Source organism: Desulfurobacterium atlanticum, from assembly GCF_900188395.1.
Taxonomy (GTDB): Bacteria; Aquificota; Aquificia; order Desulfurobacteriales; family Desulfurobacteriaceae; genus Desulfurobacterium_A; species Desulfurobacterium_A atlanticum.
The window spans coordinates 65,584-87,787 of sequence record NZ_FZOB01000005.1; the positions used below are offsets into that span (position 1 = coordinate 65,584).

Consider the following 22,204-nt stretch of genomic DNA (forward strand, 5'->3'; position numbering starts at 1 on the left):
GGATGGGAATTCGCGCAGGAGTGGCATTTTTAACACTTTCCCTGCTCTTTTCAGGTGTAGCTTACGGTGTGGAAAACACTCAGGCTATCTATTCTGATGTTACTCAGAAACGGTATGAGAGGAAAGCTGCCCTTTCTGTTGGAGAGCTTGTTTTCTCTTCAACCACAGTTACCGTTCCTGTGGTGGATAATACAAAGAAAGGAACGGCTTCTTTCATTGCCGGTTTGGTTCGTGCTGCGACAGGTCAAAATGCTTACACTTATAAGGTTTCTAAAAACCAGATTGATGACCTTACGAAACTGTTTTATAAATATGTTATTACTCAAAGATTTGACAAAATTCTTCTCTTACCGGATAAAGCTGTAATAATAACCAAAACTGGAGAGATGGTGGCAGATACTGGACTTCCATCTCCGGGAATTCCTCAGGAGATAAGCTATTCCGATTTTAAAAACAGGGTGGAAAGTTACCTTAATTCTAAGGTGGCTCCTGTTGTTGGTCAGCTTCTTTCAGCAAGTATGGATCAGCGTTATAAAGAACTGCCTGAAAAGGAGCAGATGACATTTATTACTCAAAAAGCTAAAGAGCTTGGAATAACAGCGGATGTGGCTGATAAACTTATGAACTCAGGATTTGCCTTTGCTACTTACATTCCGTCTGTTTCTGGTGTATTAACACTAAATGTATCGTCAGGTCTTGACAAAATTCTTGTAGCAGGTGCTCCTTATAACGCCAAGATGACACTGGAAATGAAACCTAAAGTGATTATTTACAAGTTTAATCCTGGTACTGGAAAGTTTGAGTTTTACAAGGAGATAAAGGCTGAGTCTGGTAAAACTACTGAAATTATGCCTTTAACATCAATCGTTTACGGTGCCCAGTATTATAAAAATCTTTTTGATAAGGCTATTTCTACTACCGCTAAAGCGGCTGCACTAAATGCTGGAATGAAGCTTAAAGAGGATGATAACTTTGCTGTTTTTGCTCCGGCTGAAGAGGTTTCAGGATCAACATTTAAGGCGGCTGTAGGAGTTGCTGAGGCTATAAGAGTTGACGCTCCGTTTGATGTTTACGAGTTTAAAGATGGGGAGAAAGTTTATAAAGGATTTGGTAAAACAAGAAAAGTTGCGGCAAACTGTGATGAAAATTCTATTGATAAGACAGAACTTACCCTTATAAAAGGGAATGTTGAGGAATATGACCTTTTAAGGGAGCATCCGTGGTCTGGAGTTTTAATAGGATTACAGGCAGGTTTTACTCCGTTTACCGTTTCTGAAGTTGCAGGATATCCTGCTGATGGTGGAGGAACGTGGTCCACTATTCGTTTGAGATTTGATGCTGACCTTGGATATATAAGAAATTCAAAGGCACTTTCAGAGTGGTGGTTAAAGGTTTATACAGGAATTGGTTTTGGAGCGGATGATGTGACCGTGGATATGGGATGGCTTGGGACTCTTCAGCTTTCTCCTGATGCTTACTATGAGGGAGGCTTTGGAGTTTATAAAAGATTTTATTTGGGAACAACGGGTTTATCAATTGCTCCAGGTGCTGATATTTCCGGAAGATATTTGAAATTTACAGGGACATGGGGAGATGAATTAACTATAAGCGCTCTTACTCTTACTCCTAACATAGGGTTTGTTTACAGTTTCTCTCCTAACTTTGAAATAAATGGTGAAGTTGGATACGCTTTAGATGTTTATTCCAGCACTACTCTTACAGATATATGGGGAAATCAATATACTGGAAGTGCAACAACAGAAGGTGGAGTTAATGGATTTATTGGATTTTCCTTCCATTTTGGAGCTGTTGGTAGCTTTGCAAAGCTATATTCTGAGCCGCCAAAGTGTGAGAAAGCAAAATGATAAGGAAAATTTTTTTAGTTCTTTTACTTTTTACACTTCCTGCCGGTGCGGTAACCGCCGGCAGGATTACTGATTTTGAAGGAAAAGTTAAGATTTTTGAAGATACTTTTTTAGGCAAAAAAGTTACGAATGTTCCGTTTAAGTTTGGTTTTAACTCAAAAATTAAAACCTATTCATCGTCAAGAGCTTTCATAGATTTTGGCTTTTCAAAACTGCTGCTTCTTGAAAAAAGCGTCTTAACAGTGAAGAATAGAGGTGATGTTTATCAGGAAGAAGGAGAGGTAATTTATTCTGTTAAAAGGTACGGGAATGTAAAAGGGTTTTTCGTAAAAACTCCTGTTTCTATAATAGGGGTTAAGGGAACAGAATTTATAATAGCTGTGGGCTCTGTTGATAGTGTTAAGGTTGGGTTGAAAAAAGGATTTCTCTCTATACGCTCTGTGGAAGAACCTTTTAAAGTTTACAAGGCTGTAGTAGAAGATGAGTTTTCCAAATTTAAAAAAGAGTTTGAAAATTATAAAAAAAAGCAGGTAGATGAGTTTGAAGCTTACAAAAGGAAGTTAAAAGAAGAGTTTCTGTTTTATGCAAAGGAGTTTACAATTTCAGCTGGTAAGTCTCTTGTGATAAAAGGAAACAAAGTGGTTATTCAGGACACTATTCCTTTAAAAATGAAAGAAAAATTTAAGCTTTTTGAAAAGTTTTTCAGGAGGGGAGAATGAGAAAGTTTATTCTTTTTTCTTTGCTGGGTCTTATTGTAACTTCCTGTGCCTCTTCAGGCGGACAGAAACAGGTTTGCACGATACCTTCTTCAGTAGAACCTCTTTCCAGAGAAGCTCAGTTTGTTGAGTCCACAAGCACTGCTGAGTATGTGATTCTTGCTTCTGGAAAAGGGTGTAACGTTTCACAGGCAAAACAGGATGCAAAAAAAGCAGCTATATGGTTTGTTCTTTATGCAGGTGATAGACCGCTGCTTCAAACTTCAAAGGAGAAAAGAAGAGCTAAGGGAGTTGTTGCTGAAATACTTTCAAATCCTGATAGATATATAAGGTGGAGTAGTGCTCCAAAGTCAAAAAGGAAAGAGGGCCCTTACGTTGTTATGAGTTATCTTTTCAAGGTTGATGTTGCTTCCATTAAAAACACTTTACTTGATGCCGGGGTTATCGCTTCAACAGAAGAGATTTCTGAAGAAGTTGGGTTGCCGTTTATAGCCGTTCTTCCCGAATCTGATGATGAGTTTTCAAAATTTGCGGTGACAGTTATAGAAGAATATCTGCAGGATAGGGATTATGAGGTTTATGTGCCAGAAGATGAAACTCAGGTAAGTAACATTATTAAAACAGTGGCAGCACTTGAAGGTAAAACAGACCCTTACTATATGGAAGCATTGCAGGTGGGTAGTGATATTTTTGTAAAGGTTAAGACCAATGTCTGGAAGGTAAATAAGTATGGAAGAACTTTTCTGAAAGCTTCTGCAAAGGCAAAAGCTTACGAAACAGCAACCGGAAAACTTCTTGGTGCTTCAACAGGATTTTCACCAGAGAGAAACGTAACATCTCCTGAGGCGGTTGTTCAGGAGGCAACAAATGACCTTGCTGATAAAATTACCCGTCAGATAAGAAAAGCCTGGATAAAGGAAGCGAAAAAAGGAAAACCGTTTAAAGTTGTTGTATTCTCTAATGAGAGTGAATTCAGAAATGTTGATAAGGCACTTTACAGACTTTTCAGAAAACTTTCTAAAAGACCTGTTAAAAGGCTTGCAGCTGGAAAGTCGGCCGCTACATACGTGGTATATGTTAAGGGAGTGCCGAACGCTTATGAGCTGTTTTTAACCCTTGAAGAGTCTTACTCTGGACCGGGAAAAATTGAAAAGGTTCTTGATACAGGTTCTTTACTGATTATTAAGGCTGGTTCTTCAACTGAAGATATTGTTATAGAATAATTTTAAAGGGGAGGATTAATCCTCCCCATTTATTTTATACGTGATGTAAATATTTATTTTCATCTTTTCCTTTTTCACTTCAGGCGGAAATGGAGGAAACTTACTCTTTTTTACCGTTTTAACAGCGTTTTTATCAAGAATAGGAAAACCTGAAGATTCTGCTACTTCTATTTTTTCCACATTTCCGTTTCTATCTATTGTAAGAACAAGTTTTACAGTTCCTTGAATGCCCATCTCTTTTGCTAATTCTGGATACTGTTTGTTTTTATCAAGTGAGTTAATTACCTCTTTTATATACATGTTTTTCCAGTTTAAAAAGGAAAAAAGAGAGCCGCCTTTGGTAGTTTTTCTATTTTCTTCTTTTTTAGATTCTACTGATAAATTATTTTTCTCTCTGTTTATAGCTTCCATCTTTTGTTCTTTTTTTTCTTCTTTATGATTTGTTTCTTTCTCTGGTTTTCTTATCTGCTTTTTTACATTTGATATTTGAGTTTTCTTTTGAGGTTTTTGATGAGTCTTGTTTTTGTCTTTTTTATCAGACGTTTTTCTCTTGATTTTTGCTTTCTTTACTTTACTTTTCTTTTTTATAGGTTTAGTTTGATGTTTTTTTTCTATTCCTTGCTTATTGTCTGTTTGCTTTTCTGTATTGCTGATAGCTTTCTGTTTTATCTTTACAGCTATTTTAGTTTTATCTCCATTTAAAGTGATAAGTTTTCCTGCTGGATTTCTATTAGCATCTATAAACTTTAAAATTAAAAAGTGAATTAATAAGGATAGTATTAATGTGAAGAGTAAGAGTCTATTTTTTGATTGTAAGAAGGTTGACATTGTTTATGCCTGCCTCTTTTAGTCTGTCAAGAACTTCCATAAACGTTTCGTAGTTTACTTTTCTATCCCCTGCTATATCCACTTCTGCTGTTTTTGGCAGTTTTTTAAGCTGGTTGATGGAAACTTTTTTTCCGTTTAGAAGTATTGTTCCGTCAGGTTTAATCTCTATTAAATATGTTTTCTTTTCTACTTTTGCTTCATTTCCTGTTTCTGTTACAGGAAGGGAAACACCTATCTGGTGTTTCTGGTAGGTGTTGGTTAGAAGAAAGAAGATGAGAAGCAGAAACACCATATCCACAAGAGGTGCTATATCAAGTATTGATTCATCATCTTTCTTTTTTCTGAACTCTATCACCGTAAACCTCTATAAGTACCTCTTCCATATCCTCTTTAAGGGCAAGCTCTATTTTGTCAATTATTCCTGTTAGATAAAAATATCCAAAATAGGCAGGAATCGCTACACATAGTCCTTCTGCAGTGGTTAAAAGAGCTGTCCATATCCCATCAGCAAGCTGAGCGGGATTGACACTGTATCCACTTCCAGCTACATTGTGAAAAGCCTCTATCATTCCTATGACAGTTCCAAGAAGTCCAAGGAGGGGAGCTATGGATGATGCTAATTTTATAAAACTCACCCTCCTTTCACATTCGGCTATTATTTTGGCACCTTTAAGTGATAAAAGATTTTCTATTACTTCAGGAGTTTTATTTTCTATATCCTTAATGGTTTGCATCAGCTCTTTTTTAAATCCCTGCTTTTTTACCTGTTTGTAAAATCTGTTTAAAACAAATACCCTTTCAAGAAAAACTGCAAATGTAGTTATTGAAAGAAGCAGTAAAACGTATCCTATAAATCCACTTTTTGCAAGTAGTTCCATCTACTCTCCGTTTTTCAGCATCTCTTTGATCTTTTCTGTCTCCCTTTCTGGTGGCACAAGAAGAACCGGAATGTCAGCGTCATCGGTTACTTTTTGAGCTACACTTCCAAACCAGAAAAGGTTATATTTCATTCTTTCCTCTTCGTGGGTTCCGATAATTCCCATTGCTATAAGATTTACATTCTCTTCCTGAGCAGATTCAAGAATGGCATCTGCAGGGTCTGTATGCTCTATAAGCTTATAAGAAACATCTTTTATGCCTTCTGCCTTAAGATGTTCTACAATTTCCTTTAGTTTATTTTCTACTTCTTCTATATTATCTCTTCTCTTAAGAACATGGGTAACAACGACTTTTTCAATTAAAGGTTTAAATTTAAGTATATATTCCACCGTTCTGTAAGCGTTTTTTGATAAATCTGTTGCTATCTCTATTTTCTCAAAAATGGAAACTTTCTCGTGCTCTTTAAAGGTTGAGGGGAATACAAGAACTGGAAAAGCGGTAACTTTTATGAATGTTAGGGCTGTTGAGCCGAGACTGCTAAATAGTATTCCTAAGAAGCTTCTTCTTTTTCTGTGTCCTAAAATGACAAGATCAACATTTTCATCAAGTGCTGTTTCAAGAATTTTCTCAACAGCTTTTCCAAGTTTTACATAATATTTTGCTTTAATTCCATATTCCTCAAGAAGCAGCTGCCACTTTCTAAAACCTTCTGCAGCTTTCTTCTTCTCCTTTTCAAGTTCACCTTTTAGAAGTTCCCCTGTTTTTGGAACAATAACTTTTTCAAGTTCTACAACGTATAAAAAAACAACTTCTTCAAGTCCTGCTTCTTTTAGTTTGATTATCTCTTTTAAAATTCCAAATGAAAACTTTTCAAAGATTGTAGGAAACAGCACTTTCATCATAGCCCCCATAGAACTTTTAAGTTAAACCTATTTTATCAAAAGTTTTAAGCATTGTTGCTATCTCTCTTGCTCTTTTAAGAGAGGATTGTCTGAATGCTATACTATATGATCTTCCATTGATATCAACTGTTCCTGTATTTCCTTCTACAGCTTTATGAGGACATTTTAAGAGGCATCTTCCACAGAACATGCAATGAGAGAGAAAACCCTCTTCTTTTCTGAATGCGTCTGCCGGGCAGAACTCTTCCACAAAACACGGGCTGCAGTTTTTACATTTTTCTTTACTGAAAGAAAAACTTTCGTCAAATTTCCATACATCCTGGTACGATTTTTTACAGATAACATCTCTTCCAACTACATTTGCTACAGGGAGTGTGATTTTATCAGGCGTTTTCTTTACTATTTTTTTGTATTCCTCTTTCGTTATTTTTCTTTTTATCCCAAGGCCAAGATAGTACTCTACACCTCCGCCTGTTTTAAATATTCCAAAATATTCCTTTTTAACCTCTCTTAAATCACATAAAACAGCTATGTTCGGCTTTTCAGGTTTACTTCTCGTTCCTTCTCCTGTTACTACTCCTGTTGTTCCGGCTATGAATATTTTTTCTCCCGGTTTTATGGTGAAGTGTTCATGAGGATTTAGTGCTCCGCACCCTGAAAATGTAAACTCCCCGGGATTTAATGTATCTGCTGCAAATATTGTTTTTACAGGCTCATAACTTATGAATCCCATGTAGTTTTTTACACATACCCTTGTAAAGAAAAGTTTAGCGTAGTCAAAATCTTTTAAAGATAGATTAATTTCTAAAACATCTTTTTTTCCGTTTAACTTTTCAGCTGTTACAATTGCTTTTACCTTTCTGCCTTCAATCAACTTCTGTATAAAAGCAGGTCTGCTAACTATACCATCAACAAGTCCAAGTGTTTCGTTGGGTGCAGGACCAACAGAAGTATCTTCACCATCTATTGAAACTTTTACTGCTTTACGGTATTTTCCACTTTCTGCAAACCGAAATTCGTAGATGAGAGCCGGTGTTGAAATTACAGCAAAAGTTGCACAGGTAACACCATCTATCTGATTAAAAGGTATGGCTCTGGTTTGAATCTCTTCAACGGTATATATTCCTTCCATACGTTCTCCTCAATAGGAATAGGTTTAATCTTCTCCCTGAAATACTTATAATTTATGTTGATTTCTTTCTTGTGGAGAGTGTTATGGTAAGTTACGAGAAAATAAAAGCTTTTATAAGGCTTTCAAAGCCGTTTAAGTTTCTTACTATGATTTATCCGTTTCTCCTTGGAACGGTGATTGCCATATGGGATACAGGAAAGGTGGATGTTGGACTTTTTCTTATCAGTCTTGGAATACTGATTTTAGCTGTTGAATGTGTTTATGTTCAGAATGATGTTGCCGATTTAAAAACTGACAGTGAAAATCCTTCTGCTTTCACTGGTGGGTCAAAAGTTCTTGTGGAAGGGCTTATGAAGCCTAAAGAAGCCCTTTTTATTGCCTATCTTTCTGGTATTCTTGCTGTTTTGCTCGGACTTATTTTTGTTTTTAAATACCGTTTTTCATGGAATTTTTACCTTTTATGTTTTGTTCTTTTTATTCTGGCTTACGGTTATACCGGCTGGCCGTTTAAATTTGCTTATAGGGGACTTGGAGAAATTGTTCTTGCATTTACAAATGCCGTTGCTCCTACTCTTATAGCGTATATGTTTCAGGCAAGACATTTTTCATGGTTGCCTGTAGTTTTATCTGTTCCTTACATGGTTTCAGTGTTTGCTCAAAAAGTTTTGAGAGAATTTCCAGATTATGGACCGGATAGGAAAGCCGGGAAAAGGAATCTGGTTGTTAGATTTGGAAAAGAAAGAATGGCTCCTGTTTATTTTTTCTCCCTTTATGTTTATATTTTCTCTCTGATTTTTGCTGTTTTCTTTCTGATTCATAAGAGATTATATCTTATATCGGTTTTACCCGTAGCTTATCTGTTTGTTCTCTGTTATAAAATTATATCTATCGTGAAGTGGCGTCCTGATTTTTATAACGATTACGAAGTGTTAAAAGTTTTAAATGGTAAAGGTTTTAAGTTGATGTTTGACACAAATATTGTGTTTATCTTTATTCTTTTTCTGGATTTGTTTATAAAGAAGGTGAGAGGATAATTTCCTCTCACTCATTTACAGCAAACGCTCTATCGGAATCATTAATAAGTTTTTTAAGTTCACTTTCAACTTCAACAGAACCCTTCTTTCCTATATACCTTAATCTGTTGGCATAAACGAAGAACTGTCTGAGCATTATCAGGAAGGCATACATCCCTTTTTTTGTTGTATAAACATTGCCCCTTTCTTCAGTTGCCATTCCCATGAGCTTAACAAACCGTGATTCCCACCACAGCCCCCTTTCATAAGGCACACCGAATCTTTCTTCAAATTTCTCTTTGTTTAATCTTCTTCCAAAAAGACTCATCATCATGTAGTATCTCATGTGATCTTTCTTCGCAAGTTTATATGAACGCATAATGGTTGGAAACTTACCTTCCTTTATAAGTGTTATGTAGAGAGGAATTGTGTAGGCGTTCATATTCACATACCCGTTGGAAAAAGAGAAAGAACCACATCCAACTCCGATATAGTCCTGATAATCTACGATGTATTCATCTATCATATCTATCTTTTTATCTTCCCTTTTTCTTGAGAAGCACCAGGAAGAAGCTGGAATATACTTTTCTCTCATTGTAGGAAGTATTGTATTGAAATACATGTTTTTTTCTTTATCATAATCAACTTTTCCCATCTGTTTGATGTTGTGAACATTTTGCTCTGCAACCATAAGAGGATAGCAGGTTATCTGGTCAGCTCCAAGCTCTATTGCCGTTTCAAGGTCTGATTTAAGAATCTCTTTTGTTTGCGTCGGCAGATTAAATATGAAATCAAGATTTACTATTCTAAATTTTCCAATTAACTCTTTAACCCTTTCTTTTATCTCTTCTCCACTTCCATACTTTTCATATCTTCCTATCTCTTTTAAAAGGGTATCATTAAAGCTCTGTATTCCCACAGAAAGCCTGTCAAGCCCTGCTTCCTGAAATATTTTCACCGTTTCATCGGAAATTCTTGGATTTGCTTCTATGGAGATTTCTGTGATGTTAAACTCTTTTCTTATAAGTTGAAGAATTTCGGCTAGTTCATCTGGAACTGTTGTTGGAGTACCTCCGCCAACGTATGCAGAGTTAAAGTCATAACCTAAATCTTTATACATCTCTATCTCTTTCTTTACCGCCTGGAAGTACTCTTTTATAGTATTTTTATACTTGTAAAGGTCGTAGCTGTTAAAGCAACAGAATGGACATACTTCTTCACAGTAAGGCACATGGATATAGAGAAGCTTCTTTCCTTTACTGTTCATATCATCAGCCGGTGCTTCTCCTACGGCTTTCCTGAAAACAAGTGTTTTAGAAAGTTTATATCTCATTGCTGGAACAAGGGCTGAATTGATTAAGTTCATTTAAATCCTCCGTATAAGCTTCCTCCAATTAACAATTATAGTTTATAAACTTCTGAATAAACAAATCTTTCTGTTTTAAAATTTTTATTTAAGAATATTGAGCAATTCAATAAAGTTGATTGAAAATTTTTCTTGAGGTTTCTCTTTTAACGGTTGCAGTTCTGTTGATTTTATCTGCTCCCTGTTTTCTACCAATCTTTCAAAAGCTTCTTTTCCTGTTAGAGTTTTCTTTGATATTTTGTCAACAAAGTATGCATCAACATATTTCCTGTTATAAAGATACAGTTTCCCTTTAAATGTCGTTCCGTGAAGGTTAACTATCCAGTTGGTATCAAGTGATAGAAGGTTTAAAAGGAATTCCTCTATCCAGCTTTTCTCTTTTGGTTTGCTTATTTCAGCTTCTTCAAGGATTTTCATTACACAGTGAACATCACAAGACATTCTGTTTTCCACAGATTTACTTAAAGGGATTATGTCAAGTTTCTCAATCTCCATTCTTTTCTCTACTATTTTTTTAAATGCTTCAAAATCTTTTAGGCTGGTTTCATTTTCTTTATATTCTGCAGCGATAACCATTTTGTTTTCTATGTAAAGAGTGGCTTCCGCATCGGAAAATTTGATAATAATTTCCCACGGATGGAAAGCTTTTAATGCTAAAAAAAGCACTTTTTCAAGTATAAGCATCTTATTTCCTCATTTAATTATTTTTTCTATTTTTTCTTCAAGTTCTTCTGATGATATAGGTTTTTTTATAAATTCATCAAAAACATCTTTGTACTTCTCAAACTCTTCGGGATACATTGTAAGAGCTATAACTTTACTTTCAGGGTATTTTCTTTTAACAAATTTCGCCAGTTCTGTTCCTAAACCGTCTTTTAAGTTTATATCAGTAATTACCAGGTTAAACTGTTCTTTTTGCAGTTTCTTTACAGCTTCTTTATAACTTTCAGCCTGCTCTATATGGGAAAGGTTTAGTTTTCCCTTGCTTTGAGCAATTTTTAGAGCTTCTTCCATTATAAGTCTTGTGAATAGAACATCATCAACGATTAAAGCTTTCAAAATGTGCCTCCTTTTCCCATTAGCAATCAATATTATCTCAAAAATAATTTTCTTGTAAAATAACGCATATATTACTGTTTGTGCAGTTGAGCAAAAAGGAGAAAATTTATGAACATTTTACTTTCAAACGATGATGGTATAAGGTCTGAAGGTTTAAAAGCTCTTTACGATGTTCTATGTGAGTTTGGCAATGTTGTTGTAGTAGCCCCTGATAGGGAAAGAAGTGCAGTTGGCAGGGCTTTAACATTACATAGACCTATAAGATGTGAAAAAGTGGCTGAAAACTGGTATGCTGTTGATGGAACACCTACAAGCTGTGTTTATATAGGTGTTCATGCTGTTATGAACGGTAAAAGACCGGACATGATAATCGGAGGGATAAATAGAGGACCAAATCTTGGTGAAGATATTACATACTCCGGGACTGTTTCCATAGCGATGGAAGGTGCTCTATTAGGAATTCCGTCTATAGCTTTTTCCCTTGCTGCTTTTAAAGACTTTCATTGGGAATCAGCTGCGAAATGGGCAAAAAAAGTTGTAAAAACAGTAATAGAAGAAGGGTTACCGGACGGTTGCTGTTTGAATGTTAATATTCCAAATCTGCCTTTTGAGAGTATAAAAGGTATAAAAATTACAAGACAGGGAAAAAAAGCTTACAGTGAAAAAGTGGAGGAACGTAAAGATCCCTGGGGTAGAAGCTATTTCTGGATAGGTGGTGAGGAGCCGAACTGGAAAGCAGAACCTGGTACAGATTACTGGGCTATAAAAAAAGATTTTGTTTCAATAACACCTATTCAGCTTGACCTTACAGATTATAAAGCTCTTGCAGTACTTGAAAACTACAATTGGAAGTAAGGGGAAATTTGTTCTCCCCTTACTTTATCATATTTGTTGCTTTTATTGCTAACTGATAAATTGGGCTTGGTATGATACCTATTAAGAATACTATCGCTGATAGTATAAGTGCAACAGAAGAATCAAACAGCGAGATGGAAATATCTTTTTCTTCATTTCCTTCTTCAGCATAGGAGAATCTTACAAGTTTTAGATAGTAATAAGCTGAAATGGCGGTATTAAGCGCTGCCACCACAATTAACCAATCAAATCCTTTCCCCCAGGCACCTGTTAAAAGGAAAAATTTGCCTATAAATCCACATGTTGGCGGTAAGCCTGTAAGTGCCATAGCTGCTACTGTGATTGCAAATGCCAGTACAGGAGCTTTTCTATACAGTCCTTTAAGGTTTTCAAAAGTAATGTTTTCTCCACTTTTTGAAATCTTACAGATAACCCAGAATGCTAAAAAGTTCATAAAAATGTATCCTACTGCGTAAAATACCACATTTGCAAGGGAATCTTTTGATTGAACAAGAAGTGCTACTGTCATATAACCTGCATGGGCTACACTTGAGTATCCAAGAACTCTTTTGATGTCGTTTTGAACAAGGGCTGTAATATTTCCGACCGTCATTGCAATGGCTGCAAATACAGCAAGGGTTGAAGCAACAGCAGCTGAAGGATATACAGCTTCAAGTATTCTTATTAAAACGATTATTGAGCCAAGTTTTGGAATTGTAGCTGAATATGCGGCTGTTTCATTTGACATTCCCTGATACGCATCAGGAGCCCAGAAATGGAAGGGGAACAGGGCAATTTTAAAGAGAAATCCAACTATAAATAGTGTAAGTCCGACAGTAGCCATAGGATGGGTATTTAAGTTCCATGCTATACTTTTAAATTGTGAAAGAAATGTTGTGTGAGCATCAGCGTATATAAAGGATAATCCGTAAAGAGATATTGCCGTCATAACAGCACTGAACATTATGTATTTAATACCTGCTTCAGCAGCCTCTTTACTCTTTGCTCTTAAAGGAACAACAGCATAAAACGCGTAGGATGCTATCTCAAGAGCTATGTATATCGTTATAAGTTCTACAGCAGAAGAGATTAGCATTAATCCAAGAGCACTAAGTGACAAAAGTAAAAGATAGTCAGGTTTTTTTTCATCTTCAACAGTTTTGTTCTTTACCGCAAGAAGTGAAAAAAGGAAGAACCCGATAGATATTGTTGCTTTAAAAATTTGAGAGAGAAGGTCAATTTTATACGTCCCGTAAAATAAAGTGCCTGAATTAAATAAAGAAAGAACAGAAACAACCACTCCTATTGCTGTAAGATAAGGAAACCAGGAAACATTTTTTTCCCATCTACTTACTGCAAGTATGAAAAGCACCACTACTATAAAAAGTTGAAACAGTTCCGGAATTACAAGGGCAAATCCGTTCATCTTCTCTCTCCATGCCAGATATTAGGTGATTTTTTAAGTTTTCCAGACGAGTTTTTCTCCACATGGATTATTAAATCTTTGACAGATGGTTCTATGGTTTTTATAAACAGTTTTGGAGCAACTCCTATATAAACTACAAGTAGAGCAAGTGGAATCAACATCGCCATTTCTCTGATATTAAGGTCCTTCCAGTTTTTAGCTTTTGACGGTTCTCCCCATGCAAGCTTTATGGTTAACCTTAGCATATATGCAGCTGCAAGCATTGCTCCAGGAATCACTGCAAGCCCTGTCGGTACGTCTTTAGCAAAAGTTCCTATAAGAACCATAGCTTCACCCACAAAACTGTTTGTTCCAGGAAATCCAAAAGATGCAAGAGAAAAGAGAAGAAAAAAACCTGTAAATATGGGCAGATATTTTGAAAGACCTAAATTGTCAACTATCTCTCTGCTGTGGCTTCTTTCATATAAAGCACCAACCATTATAAAAAGGGCACCTGTAACAATTCCGTGGTTTAACATCTGCATTATGGCGCCTTCTATACCAAACAGATTAAACATAAAGATACCCAGAGTTACAAACCCCATATGAGCTACAGATGAATAAGCTATAAGCTTTTTAATATCTGTCTGTCCAAGGGCAACAAATCCACCATAAATGATTGAAATTACAGAAAGGACAATCATTAAAGGGGCAAGCGTTAGACTTCCTTCAGGAGTAAGGGGAAGACATAACCTTAAAAATCCGTAAGTTCCCATTTTAAGGAGTATTGAAGCAAGAATTACACTACCGGCTGTTGGAGCTTCAACGTGAGCTGCAGGTAGCCATGTGTGAAGCGGAAACGTTGGAACTTTAATAGCAAAGGCGATTGCCATAGCGATAAACGTAAGAATCTGGAATGTGAGAGAAAATTTACGATTCATAAGCTCAGGAATTGAGAAAGTGCCTCCTGCTTTGTAAAAGGCGATAATGGAAACAAGCAACAGCACGCTTCCTGCAAGTGTGTAAAGGAAAAATTTAATAGAAGCGTATTTTTTTCGTGGTCCTCCCCAGATGGCTATGATCAGATACATCGGTATAAGTATCGCTTCCCAGAAAATGTAAAACAGGACGAGGTTTAAAGAAGAAAATAGTCCTACACATGCTGCAGTTGTAAGAAGTATTGCTATGTGAAACTCTTTTACTCTTTTCTTTATGTAAGTCCAGGAACATAGGACGGTAATTGGAAGAAGAAAAGTTGTCAAAAGCACCATCAAAATACTTATTCCATCAACACCAAGATAATAGTTAAGTCCCAGGGAAGGTATCCATGGTATCTTTTCTACAAACTGAAAACCACCATCCGGCTTAAAGCCGGTAATTAAAGGTATAGAAAGTAAAATCTCTCCAAATCCAACGATGAGGGAATAAATCCTCACAGCCTTCTCATCCTTTATAAAAGGAACCACCAAAGCCGCCACTATCGGAAGAAGTATCAATCCGGTTAAAACCATGGAACCACTCCGTTTTAATGTAGTATAAAGTAAAGAATAAGGATAATTGCAAACCCAAAAGCAAGGGCGTATTCTATGTAATCGTTAAGCTTTCCTGTCTGTAATCTGCTTAAAATAGTGCCTCCATTTTCAATAGATCTGGCACTTCCATCAACAATACCATCTATAATTCCTCTATCAAATATGGATGTAAAGTTTGCTGCCCAGACAAGAAATGCAACTCCAACCTTTTTGTAAACTGTTGACCAGAAGCTATCTACAGCTGCCACAATATTGGCAAACACCATCACAAGCCATTTTGTAAAATCGTAGTAAAGATATTGCAGGTCAAGGATAATTTTGTCGTGAGGCTTAACAATTTTTCTTAGAAGGTAAAATCCAAGCCCCGTAAATCCAAGAAGCTGTAGGGTTGAAAGTATATGAGATGCGGTATAAGGATGATATTCTACAGGCTGAATCGGTAGCATTTTATACAGGAAATGTGGATATGAACCAACAAGAACACACATAAAAGCAGCCATCGCCATTCCGACATACATATTTTTTGGAATAGGCTTTTTCACTTCTCCATCAAATTCCTTCTTGTGGAAAAAGGCAAAATAGGGAAGTTTTAATCCAACAGAAAGGAAAGTTCCAACAGCCGCAACTTCAAGTCCAAGAGCAAGAAGTTTCATGTGCTCTTCAGCTGCTCCTGCTATAACCATGGTTTTAGTTACATAAGCAGCAAAAAGAGGTGCTCCAGAGATTGAAAGTGCTCCCACCATATAGAAAATCATAACCCACGGAAGTTTGTATGCAAGTCCTCCCATTTCTGTGAGTTTTCTTCTTCCGGTTGAGTAGATAATCACACCTACGGCCATAAAAAGAAGTCCTTTAAACAGGATATCAGCATAGGCGTGAGCTATACCGCCGTTTAGCCCTAAAGCTCCACCAATACCGATACCTGCAACCATGTAACCTACCTGAGAGATGATATGGTATGTAAGTATTTTCCTTGCATTGTTTTCAATAAGTGCCATTGCAGCACCAAATATTGTCATTATTGTTCCTGCTACAGCTAAAAGGTGCATTCCAGTAAACACTGTAGCAAGGGCAAAAACGGCTGTTTTTGTTGTATAAGCGTTCATAAACACTATACCCGGCACTGTGGAGCGAGGATAAGCATCATGAATCCACGCATGAAATGGAACAACTGCAGCGTTAATGGCAAAACTTATGAGTATAAGCCAGTCGTAAAAGTTTAAATGATGAACATCTGCTGATATAAAAGCAAAGGTTCCTTCATATTTATATCTTAAAAAGATACCTGCAAGGAGAAAAAGTCCACTGACTATGTGGAATAGCAAATATCTGAATGCTACAACAGGGGCACAGTCAAGGTCTTCATTGAGCCAGATTAAAAACGCTGAAGCTACCGCTATAAGCTCCCAGAATATATAAAGAGTAAGGTAATCTCCAGAAAGTACACATGCAATAGCACCGCCAACATAAGTTGCAGCAGCAACGTGGTGCCACGGGTTTTTAACATGCATGGAAAAAATCATTGCAATTATTGCTTCTATGGCGAATATATTCAAGAAGATTAATGATAAACTTGATACATGGGCGGTTAAAGTGTATCCAAGATAATGTCCAAGGGTGTATGTCCCAGGCTTTACTGTAAGTGCTACAAGCAACGCAAGTATCCCAGGGACAGGCAACAGCCACTTCCAGAAATCATACCTTTTCCTGCCAAGAACAGGAACAACTATAGCCAGTATAAAGAAAAACAGTGATGGATGGATAAAATTAACACTCATAGTACCCCTCTGGACGGCTTATTAAAGGATATACAACTTTCTTCATAAACAGTATAAGAACTACAGAGCAAACAAGGCCAAATATTCCCCAGGCTCCGGGTATCTTTTCCCACTCAAAGTGTGGATGATGTGGGTGGATAAAAAAGTTAAGCACAACAGTTAGAGCCAGAAAACCCCACCATAAAAGTTTCAGTTTATCGCTATTATCTCTTAATGTTTCAAGCAGTTTAACAATATCCATTTTTACCTCCAGAGTGTCTGGATAAGATGGAAGAAAAAGTAAGGGTATATTCCAAGCAACAACGAAAATATGGCAGTTACAGATAAAGGAATCACCATTGTTAAAGGAGCTTCTTTTATATGGTCTATGTCTATATCAGGTTTTGGCTTTTCAAAGAAACCCTTATAGACAATAGGCACAAAATAAGCAGCGTTGAACAGTGCACTTATGAGAAGAACCACCATGAAAATAGTTTGATGAACGTTTAATGCACCTTCAATCAGATACCATTTACTTACAAATCCAACAGCAGGCGGAAGCCCTATCATACTCAGTGTTGCAAGGCCAAACATTCCAAATGTTATTGGCATCTTCCTGCCGACACCGGATATCTGGCTTACCTTTTTAAGGTGAGCTGCTACATAAATTGCTCCTGCTGCAAAAAACAGTGTTATTTTTGAAAAAGCGTGGGCAGCAATGTGGAAAAGTCCTCCCTGAATGGCTGCAGGTGCAAGCAATACAACTCCGAGAATAATATAGGAAAGCTGACTTATTGTGGAATAAGCAATTCTTGCTTTCAAGTCATCTTTCGTAAGGGCAATTATGGAAGCAAAAATTATTGTAAAAGATGCAAGATAAGCGGTTGGTATATCAAGGTGAAGCCTTCTCATTAAATCTACACCCATTACACAAAGAACAATTCTTGCTATTGAAAACACACCCGCTTTAACAACTGCAACAGCGTGAAGGAGAGCTGATACAGGTGTTGGTGCAACCATGGCTGATGGAAGCCAGTTGTGAAGAGGCATAATGGCTGCTTTTGCTATACCGGCTATGTAAAGTGCATATGTAAGAATAACAACCCAGTGGGGAGTGGTTGTCGGGAATATTCCTTTTGTAATGTCCATCAAATTAAAGTCAAGCGTTCCGGCATACACATAGGTGAGAATCATCGCAGGTAAAAGGAACAGTTTTGATGTTCCCATAAGGTAAATAAGATATTTTTTTGCACCTTCAAGTGCTGTTTCAGTCTGTTCATGTCCAACAAGGGGGAATGTAGCTATTGTGATAATTTCGTAGAAAAAGTACATTGTGAAAATATTACCGCTGAAAGCAAGACCTAAAGCACCAAATATTGCAAATGCAAAACATGCAAAAAACCTTGTCTGAGCATGCTCCTTTAAAGAGCGCATATATCCTATATTGTAGCTTGTTGCAAATATCCATAAGAACGAAGATACTATCGCAAACAGCAGACTCATTCCGTCAACTGCAAACTTAAAGGAAATTCCCGGTAAAAGTTCTGAAAGCTTATAAATGAGAACTTTATTTTTTAACACTGGAGGGACAAGAGATATAACCGATATAAACGTTAAAATGGCAACTGCAAACGATACAGCTTCCTTTTTATTAGGCTCTTTTCTCAGTAAAACTATAAGTATAGGAGCTATACCTGTAAGTATTAATGGTATTATCATTTGTGAGCTTAAAATAAACTCCTTCATTCTTTTAACCTCTCAGTGTGGCAACTTTTTCAGATTCTATTGTCTTGAATCTCCTATATACAACAAGAACTATTGCCAGTATCAGTGTAGCTTCTGCTGCTGCAAGTCCCATTATCAAAAGTGCTCCTATCTGTCCTGTAGCACTATCTGCCGTTGTTAATTGAGACGCTGCCACAAGATTCATTCCAGCACCGTTAAGCATTATCTCAACACCGATGAGCATTCCTATAAAAGTTCTTTTATAAATCATGCAGGTAACACCCATAAAAAAGAGAACAACACCAACTATTTGGAAAAGTGTAAGGGGTGAAAGTATCATTCCTTCTCCCTCCTTCTTTCAAAACCTAAAACAACAGCTCCTGCCATCGCTACAAAAAGAACTATTGAGATAAGTTCAAAGGGAAGCATATAGGTAGAAAGTAAAATCTTTCCTATCTCTTTAAGAGTTAGTTCTTCAGGAACTGTAAAGTTTATACGGCTCTGTGTTATTGTTAAAATCATTACACAGGATGCAATACCAGCAGGAATTAAACTTTTTATAAGTCTCTTACAGTCTATTCCGGTTTCCGCATCACTTTTAGTAAGCATTATCGCAAAAAATATAAGTACACTGACCGCCCCAACATATATCATAATCTGCATAAGCGCCATAAATGGTGCTGCCATGAGGAAGTACATACCTGCCACACCAAAAAGAACAACTATAAGTCCTACTAAAGAACGAATTATGTTTTTACTTACAATTGCCAGAACACCTCCAGCAATTATTATCAATGTGTATATAGCAAAAGCTATATATCCAGCGTTAAGTTCCATTTTTTTGCTCCTTACCGTATCTCTGGTTAAATTCTTTAAGGATATCGTAAACAAATTCGTTCCTTTCAGTTCCAACTATGTAAGGATAATTTGAGAAAGTCAGTGTCTTTGTAGGACAAACCTCTACACAGAGACCACATACACTACACAGAGAAAAGTCCACATAAAATCCCTGTAGTTCTCTATTAACTTTCTTTTTTTTCTTTCCATCTGGAAGTTCTATCTCTTCAACAGTTTGCTTAACATCAAGCTTTATACAGTTTGAAGGGCAGCTTCTTGCACACATCCCACATCCCACACACTTGTGGGAAGTCCCGTTTGCAGGCACAGGAACAAGCTGTATAACCATCCTGAAGCCTTCAAGAGCATCCTTCCCTACCGTTTCCCACGGATAGTTAACTGTTAACTTTGGAGCTACCATATATTTTCCCGTAATCTTCATACCTACAAACAGACTTTTAATGCCTTTTAAAATCTCTTTAGCCTCCTTTATAAAAGCCACTTTTCGCTCCCTGATTAGAATAGTTTTACAAACAATGCAGTAATCAGAAGGTTAACTATTCCTGCCGGTATGAGATATTTCCAGCTCAAGTTTAAAAGCTGATCAAATCTTACCCTTGGAAAAGCCCATCTTATCCACAGAATAATAAAGCAGAGAAGATACATCTTTAATAAAAACCACCAAACACCTGAGAAAACAGGTCCTTTCCACCCGCCGAGAAACAGGGCAGTCATTACAGATGAAGCAACAACTATGTGGGTATATTCAGCAAGGACAAAAAGACCAAATCCCATTCCGCCATACTCTGTGTTGTATCCGGCTGTCAGTTCACTTTCACCTTCTGGAAGGTCAAAAGGTACACGGTTCATCTCTGCAAGGGATGCTACAAATAGAATTACAAACGCTAAAGGTTGCAAAACTATATTCCACTGCCAGGGGAAACCTCCCTGCTGATTTACTATTTCTGAAAGATTTAGCGTTCCTGTCATAAGGGCAATTGATAGAACTACAAGAAGTATCGGAACTTCAAACGCAATAAACTGAGAAACTGCCCTTGCAGCTCCAAGCAATGACCATTTGTTGTTGGAACCCCAGCCGCCTATACATAAGGCAAGGACGTTTAATCCTGAAAATGCGAGGATAAGTACAATGCCAAGGTTTGAATTGATAACGGTAAAAGTAGGGCTGAAAGGTATAACCATAAAAAGCACAGGAACAGACATAAAAGCAATAAGTGGCGCGGCCCAGAAAAGGTATTTGTCAGCTTTTTTAGGAGTTATTAACTGCTTTGTCATAAGTTTTACCATATCAACCATCATCTGAAGCGAGCCGTGAGGACCGACAGCATAAGGCCCAAGTCTTCTTTGAATAAATCCGGAAATCTTTCTTTCTCCGTATCCAAGTAAAATAGCGTTAAATCCTATAAAACCGAGAATCAGAAGCAAACCAACGACTATTTTTATAAGTGTTCCTTCTGTTCCACTCATTTGTCTATCTCCGGAATAACGAGGTCTAAACTTCCAAGGGTTGCAACGTAATCTGCAAGCATCATTCCTTCAGATGCTTCATCAAGTAAGCTTAAATTTGAGTAGGTTGGCGACCTAAGTTTAACTCTATATGGATTCATTCCTCCGTCACTTGCTACGTATATTCCAACCTTTCCCCTTGCACTTTCAACAGAAAAGTAAACTTCACCTGCTGGGGGTTTTATCACTTTTGGGGCTTTTTTATTTTTAAAATCACCTTCAGGCAGTCCTTCTATCGCCTGTTCTATTATGTTTAAACTCTGTTCAATCTCTCTCATTCTTACCATGTACCTTGCAAGACAGTCGCATCCATTCTCAACAGGTATTTCAAAGTCAAAGTGGTTGTAGACACCATAAGGTTCGGCTTTCCTTACATCGTAATTGATTCCTGAACCTCTTGCTACAGGACCTGTTGCTCCGTACCTTGTTATAAGGTCTTTTGTGAATATTCCAACACCTTCAACCCTTTTCCTGAATATCATGTTTTCTGTAACAAATTCATGATAAAGGTTTAATCTGGAACGCATTCTTTTACAGAAGTTCTTTGTCTGCTCGATGAATTTAGAGTCTATATCCTGGAATACGCCGCCGAATCTGAAGTATGTATAGGTTAATCTTGAGCCTGTTATTCTCTGCAGTATATCAAGAATTATTTCTCTGTCTTCAAATGCATACATAACAGGGGTAAATGCTCCAAGGTCAAGGATATAAACACCCCACCAGAGAAGATGAGAAGCTATCCTGTTAAGTTCTGTTGTTATAACCCTTATGTACTCCGCCCTTTCTGGAACCTCTATCCCAACGAGTTTTTCTATCGCACCAACATAAGCCCAGTTCCAGGCAAGGGCATGGCCGTAATCAAGTCTTCCAGTATTTGGATAAAATTGGGGATAAGTTTTAACTTCCCCCATCTTCTCCTGCATTCTGTGGAGATACCCTAAAACACATTCGCTTCTTACGATATATTCACCGTAGAGTTCAGCGATTACTCTTAATACACCGTGAGTTGCGGGGTGTTGAGGACCTATGTTAACAATTATTGTATCGTCCCTCTTTTTCTCTGCAAATCTTTTTGAGTAAAAATCCTCTTTCCAGAATTCCATCAGGATTGCTCCTCTTCTTGGTCGGTTTCGTCAAACAGCATTGGAAACACATCTTTTATAGATTTGACGGTTTTTTCGCTCTTTCTTAACGGATATCCTTCAAAATCTTCAGCGGGAAGTAATAAAGGTTTTAAATCAGGATGGTTTTTAAAAGTAATCCCGAAAAACTCAAAAACTTCTCTTTCGTGCCACAGAGCACCCTGGTAGATGTCAGAAATTGTTTCAATTTCTGCTGGATCCTTTTCAATTGACACTCTTACAGTTATTGTTCCTGGAGTTTTAAAATGGTTGAATCTATAAAGAAGATGAAAACATTCTTTAAATTCCATTGCCATTATATCTTCAAGGAAATAATCGTTTTCCTTAAATCTTACTGCAATTTCCCTTATGATTTCAGGTGACGCTACTATTTGGTGCTTACTGCCCTTCAATTTTTCATCTTCTATAACTTTTATATCAAGACCTTTGAAAAGTTCCATA

General features: G+C 37.0%; 24 protein-coding genes. 5 read left to right on the plus strand and 19 right to left on the minus strand.

The window, feature by feature from the left end:
* Positions 1-2: 2 nt before the first annotated feature.
* Genes CHB58_RS04740 through CHB58_RS04750 form a run of 3 tightly spaced genes read left to right on the plus strand, consistent with a single transcriptional unit; the run spans position 3 to position 3,804 of the window.
* Entirely contained in the window at positions 3-1,865 is a 1,863-nt protein-coding gene (locus tag CHB58_RS04740) for a hypothetical protein (protein WP_089322961.1), read from the plus strand.
* Complete coding sequence (locus CHB58_RS04745; RefSeq protein WP_089322962.1) at positions 1,862-2,584, plus strand: FecR family protein; 723 nt, start codon at positions 1,862-1,864, stop codon at positions 2,582-2,584. The genes CHB58_RS04740 and CHB58_RS04745 overlap by 4 nt, the downstream gene beginning before the upstream one ends.
* Entirely contained in the window at positions 2,581-3,804 is a 1,224-nt protein-coding gene (locus tag CHB58_RS04750) for a DUF6175 family protein (RefSeq protein WP_089322963.1), read from the plus strand. Before CHB58_RS04745 ends, CHB58_RS04750 begins: the two co-directional genes overlap by 4 nt.
* 15 nt (positions 3,805-3,819) lie before the next feature.
* On the opposite strand, the gene CHB58_RS04755 is transcribed toward CHB58_RS04750, so the two are convergent.
* Genes CHB58_RS04755 through CHB58_RS04775 form a run of 5 tightly spaced genes read right to left on the minus strand, consistent with a single transcriptional unit; the run spans position 3,820 to position 7,545 of the window.
* Positions 3,820-4,632 carry an energy transducer TonB gene (locus CHB58_RS04755; protein ID WP_089322964.1) on the minus strand — a complete coding sequence of 271 codons (813 nt, stop codon included), beginning with the start codon at positions 4,630-4,632 and terminating at the stop codon, positions 3,820-3,822.
* Positions 4,604-4,987, minus strand: coding sequence for an ExbD/TolR family protein (locus CHB58_RS04760; protein WP_089322965.1), 384 nt, complete (start codon positions 4,985-4,987; stop codon positions 4,604-4,606). Before CHB58_RS04760 ends, CHB58_RS04755 begins: the two co-directional genes overlap by 29 nt.
* A complete protein-coding gene (locus tag CHB58_RS04765; RefSeq protein ID WP_089322966.1) occupies positions 4,959-5,510 on the minus strand; it encodes a MotA/TolQ/ExbB proton channel family protein in 552 nt (183 codons plus the stop codon). Before CHB58_RS04765 ends, CHB58_RS04760 begins: the two co-directional genes overlap by 29 nt.
* The gene (locus CHB58_RS04770; protein WP_180706438.1) at positions 5,511-6,410 is read right to left on the minus strand and encodes a universal stress protein; all 900 of its coding nucleotides are present in this window, start codon (positions 6,408-6,410) and stop codon (positions 5,511-5,513) included. It lies immediately after the preceding gene.
* Between the two features lie 19 nt (positions 6,411-6,429).
* Positions 6,430-7,545, minus strand: a complete 1,116-nt coding sequence (locus CHB58_RS04775) for a homocysteine biosynthesis protein (RefSeq protein ID WP_089322968.1) — start codon at positions 7,543-7,545, stop codon at positions 6,430-6,432.
* Positions 7,546-7,628: 83 nt separating this feature from the next.
* Here CHB58_RS04775 and CHB58_RS04780 point away from each other — a divergent pair, with 83 nt between their 5' ends.
* Complete coding sequence (locus CHB58_RS04780; protein WP_089322969.1) at positions 7,629-8,579, plus strand: prenyltransferase; 951 nt, start codon at positions 7,629-7,631, stop codon at positions 8,577-8,579.
* 7 nt (positions 8,580-8,586) lie between these two features.
* Here the strand turns inward: CHB58_RS04780 and CHB58_RS04785 are convergent, their stop codons facing one another.
* The 3 genes from CHB58_RS04785 to CHB58_RS04795 form a co-directional block, all read right to left on the minus strand.
* Positions 8,587-9,924, minus strand: a complete 1,338-nt coding sequence (locus CHB58_RS04785; RefSeq protein ID WP_089322970.1) for a coproporphyrinogen III oxidase family protein — start codon at positions 9,922-9,924, stop codon at positions 8,587-8,589.
* A gap of 84 nt (positions 9,925-10,008) precedes the next feature.
* Positions 10,009-10,608, minus strand: coding sequence for a hypothetical protein (locus CHB58_RS04790; RefSeq protein WP_089322971.1), 600 nt, complete (start codon positions 10,606-10,608; stop codon positions 10,009-10,011).
* Between the two features lie 9 nt (positions 10,609-10,617).
* On the minus strand, positions 10,618-10,983 hold the full coding sequence (locus CHB58_RS04795; RefSeq protein ID WP_089322972.1) for a response regulator: 366 nt from the start codon (positions 10,981-10,983) through the stop codon (positions 10,618-10,620).
* Positions 10,984-11,091: 108 nt separating this feature from the next.
* On the opposite strand from CHB58_RS04795, the gene surE reads away from it, so the two are divergent.
* On the plus strand, positions 11,092-11,838 hold the full coding sequence (gene surE, locus CHB58_RS04800; RefSeq protein WP_089322973.1) for a 5'/3'-nucleotidase SurE: 747 nt from the start codon (positions 11,092-11,094) through the stop codon (positions 11,836-11,838).
* 19 nt (positions 11,839-11,857) lie between these two features.
* On the opposite strand, the gene CHB58_RS04805 is transcribed toward surE, so the two are convergent.
* From CHB58_RS04805 to CHB58_RS04855, 11 genes are read right to left on the minus strand one after another with little or no spacing between them, the layout of a single operon-like run.
* Positions 11,858-13,264: an NADH-quinone oxidoreductase subunit N gene (locus CHB58_RS04805; RefSeq protein ID WP_089322974.1), complete on the minus strand. Its 1,407-nt coding sequence runs from the start codon at positions 13,262-13,264 to the stop codon at positions 11,858-11,860.
* Positions 13,261-14,754: a complex I subunit 4 family protein gene (locus CHB58_RS04810; RefSeq protein WP_089322975.1), complete on the minus strand. Its 1,494-nt coding sequence runs from the start codon at positions 14,752-14,754 to the stop codon at positions 13,261-13,263. Before CHB58_RS04810 ends, CHB58_RS04805 begins: the two co-directional genes overlap by 4 nt.
* A gap of 14 nt (positions 14,755-14,768) precedes the next feature.
* Complete coding sequence (locus CHB58_RS04815; RefSeq protein WP_089322976.1) at positions 14,769-16,553, minus strand: Na(+)/H(+) antiporter subunit D; 1,785 nt, start codon at positions 16,551-16,553, stop codon at positions 14,769-14,771.
* A complete protein-coding gene (locus tag CHB58_RS04820) occupies positions 16,543-16,794 on the minus strand; it encodes a hypothetical protein (RefSeq protein WP_089322977.1) in 252 nt (83 codons plus the stop codon). The genes CHB58_RS04815 and CHB58_RS04820 overlap by 11 nt, the downstream gene beginning before the upstream one ends.
* A gap of 2 nt (positions 16,795-16,796) precedes the next feature.
* Positions 16,797-18,278 carry a monovalent cation/H+ antiporter subunit D family protein gene (locus tag CHB58_RS04825; protein ID WP_089322978.1) on the minus strand — a complete coding sequence of 494 codons (1,482 nt, stop codon included), beginning with the start codon at positions 18,276-18,278 and terminating at the stop codon, positions 16,797-16,799.
* 4 nt (positions 18,279-18,282) lie between these two features.
* Complete coding sequence (gene nuoK / locus CHB58_RS04830) at positions 18,283-18,597, minus strand: NADH-quinone oxidoreductase subunit NuoK (protein WP_089322979.1); 315 nt, start codon at positions 18,595-18,597, stop codon at positions 18,283-18,285.
* A complete protein-coding gene (locus CHB58_RS04835) occupies positions 18,594-19,094 on the minus strand; it encodes an NADH-quinone oxidoreductase subunit J family protein (RefSeq protein ID WP_089322980.1) in 501 nt (166 codons plus the stop codon). The genes nuoK and CHB58_RS04835 overlap by 4 nt, the downstream gene beginning before the upstream one ends.
* Complete coding sequence (locus tag CHB58_RS04840) at positions 19,084-19,596, minus strand: 4Fe-4S binding protein (protein ID WP_219350080.1); 513 nt, start codon at positions 19,594-19,596, stop codon at positions 19,084-19,086. The genes CHB58_RS04835 and CHB58_RS04840 overlap by 11 nt, the downstream gene beginning before the upstream one ends.
* Before the next feature lie 14 nt (positions 19,597-19,610).
* Complete coding sequence (gene nuoH / locus CHB58_RS04845; RefSeq protein ID WP_089322981.1) at positions 19,611-20,582, minus strand: NADH-quinone oxidoreductase subunit NuoH; 972 nt, start codon at positions 20,580-20,582, stop codon at positions 19,611-19,613.
* Entirely contained in the window at positions 20,579-21,724 is a 1,146-nt protein-coding gene (locus CHB58_RS04850; RefSeq protein WP_089322982.1) for an NADH-quinone oxidoreductase subunit D, read from the minus strand. Before CHB58_RS04850 ends, nuoH begins: the two co-directional genes overlap by 4 nt.
* Positions 21,724-22,203, minus strand: coding sequence for an NADH-quinone oxidoreductase subunit C (locus CHB58_RS04855; protein ID WP_089322983.1), 480 nt, complete (start codon positions 22,201-22,203; stop codon positions 21,724-21,726). Before CHB58_RS04855 ends, CHB58_RS04850 begins: the two co-directional genes overlap by 1 nt.
* Position 22,204: the final 1 nt, after the last annotated feature.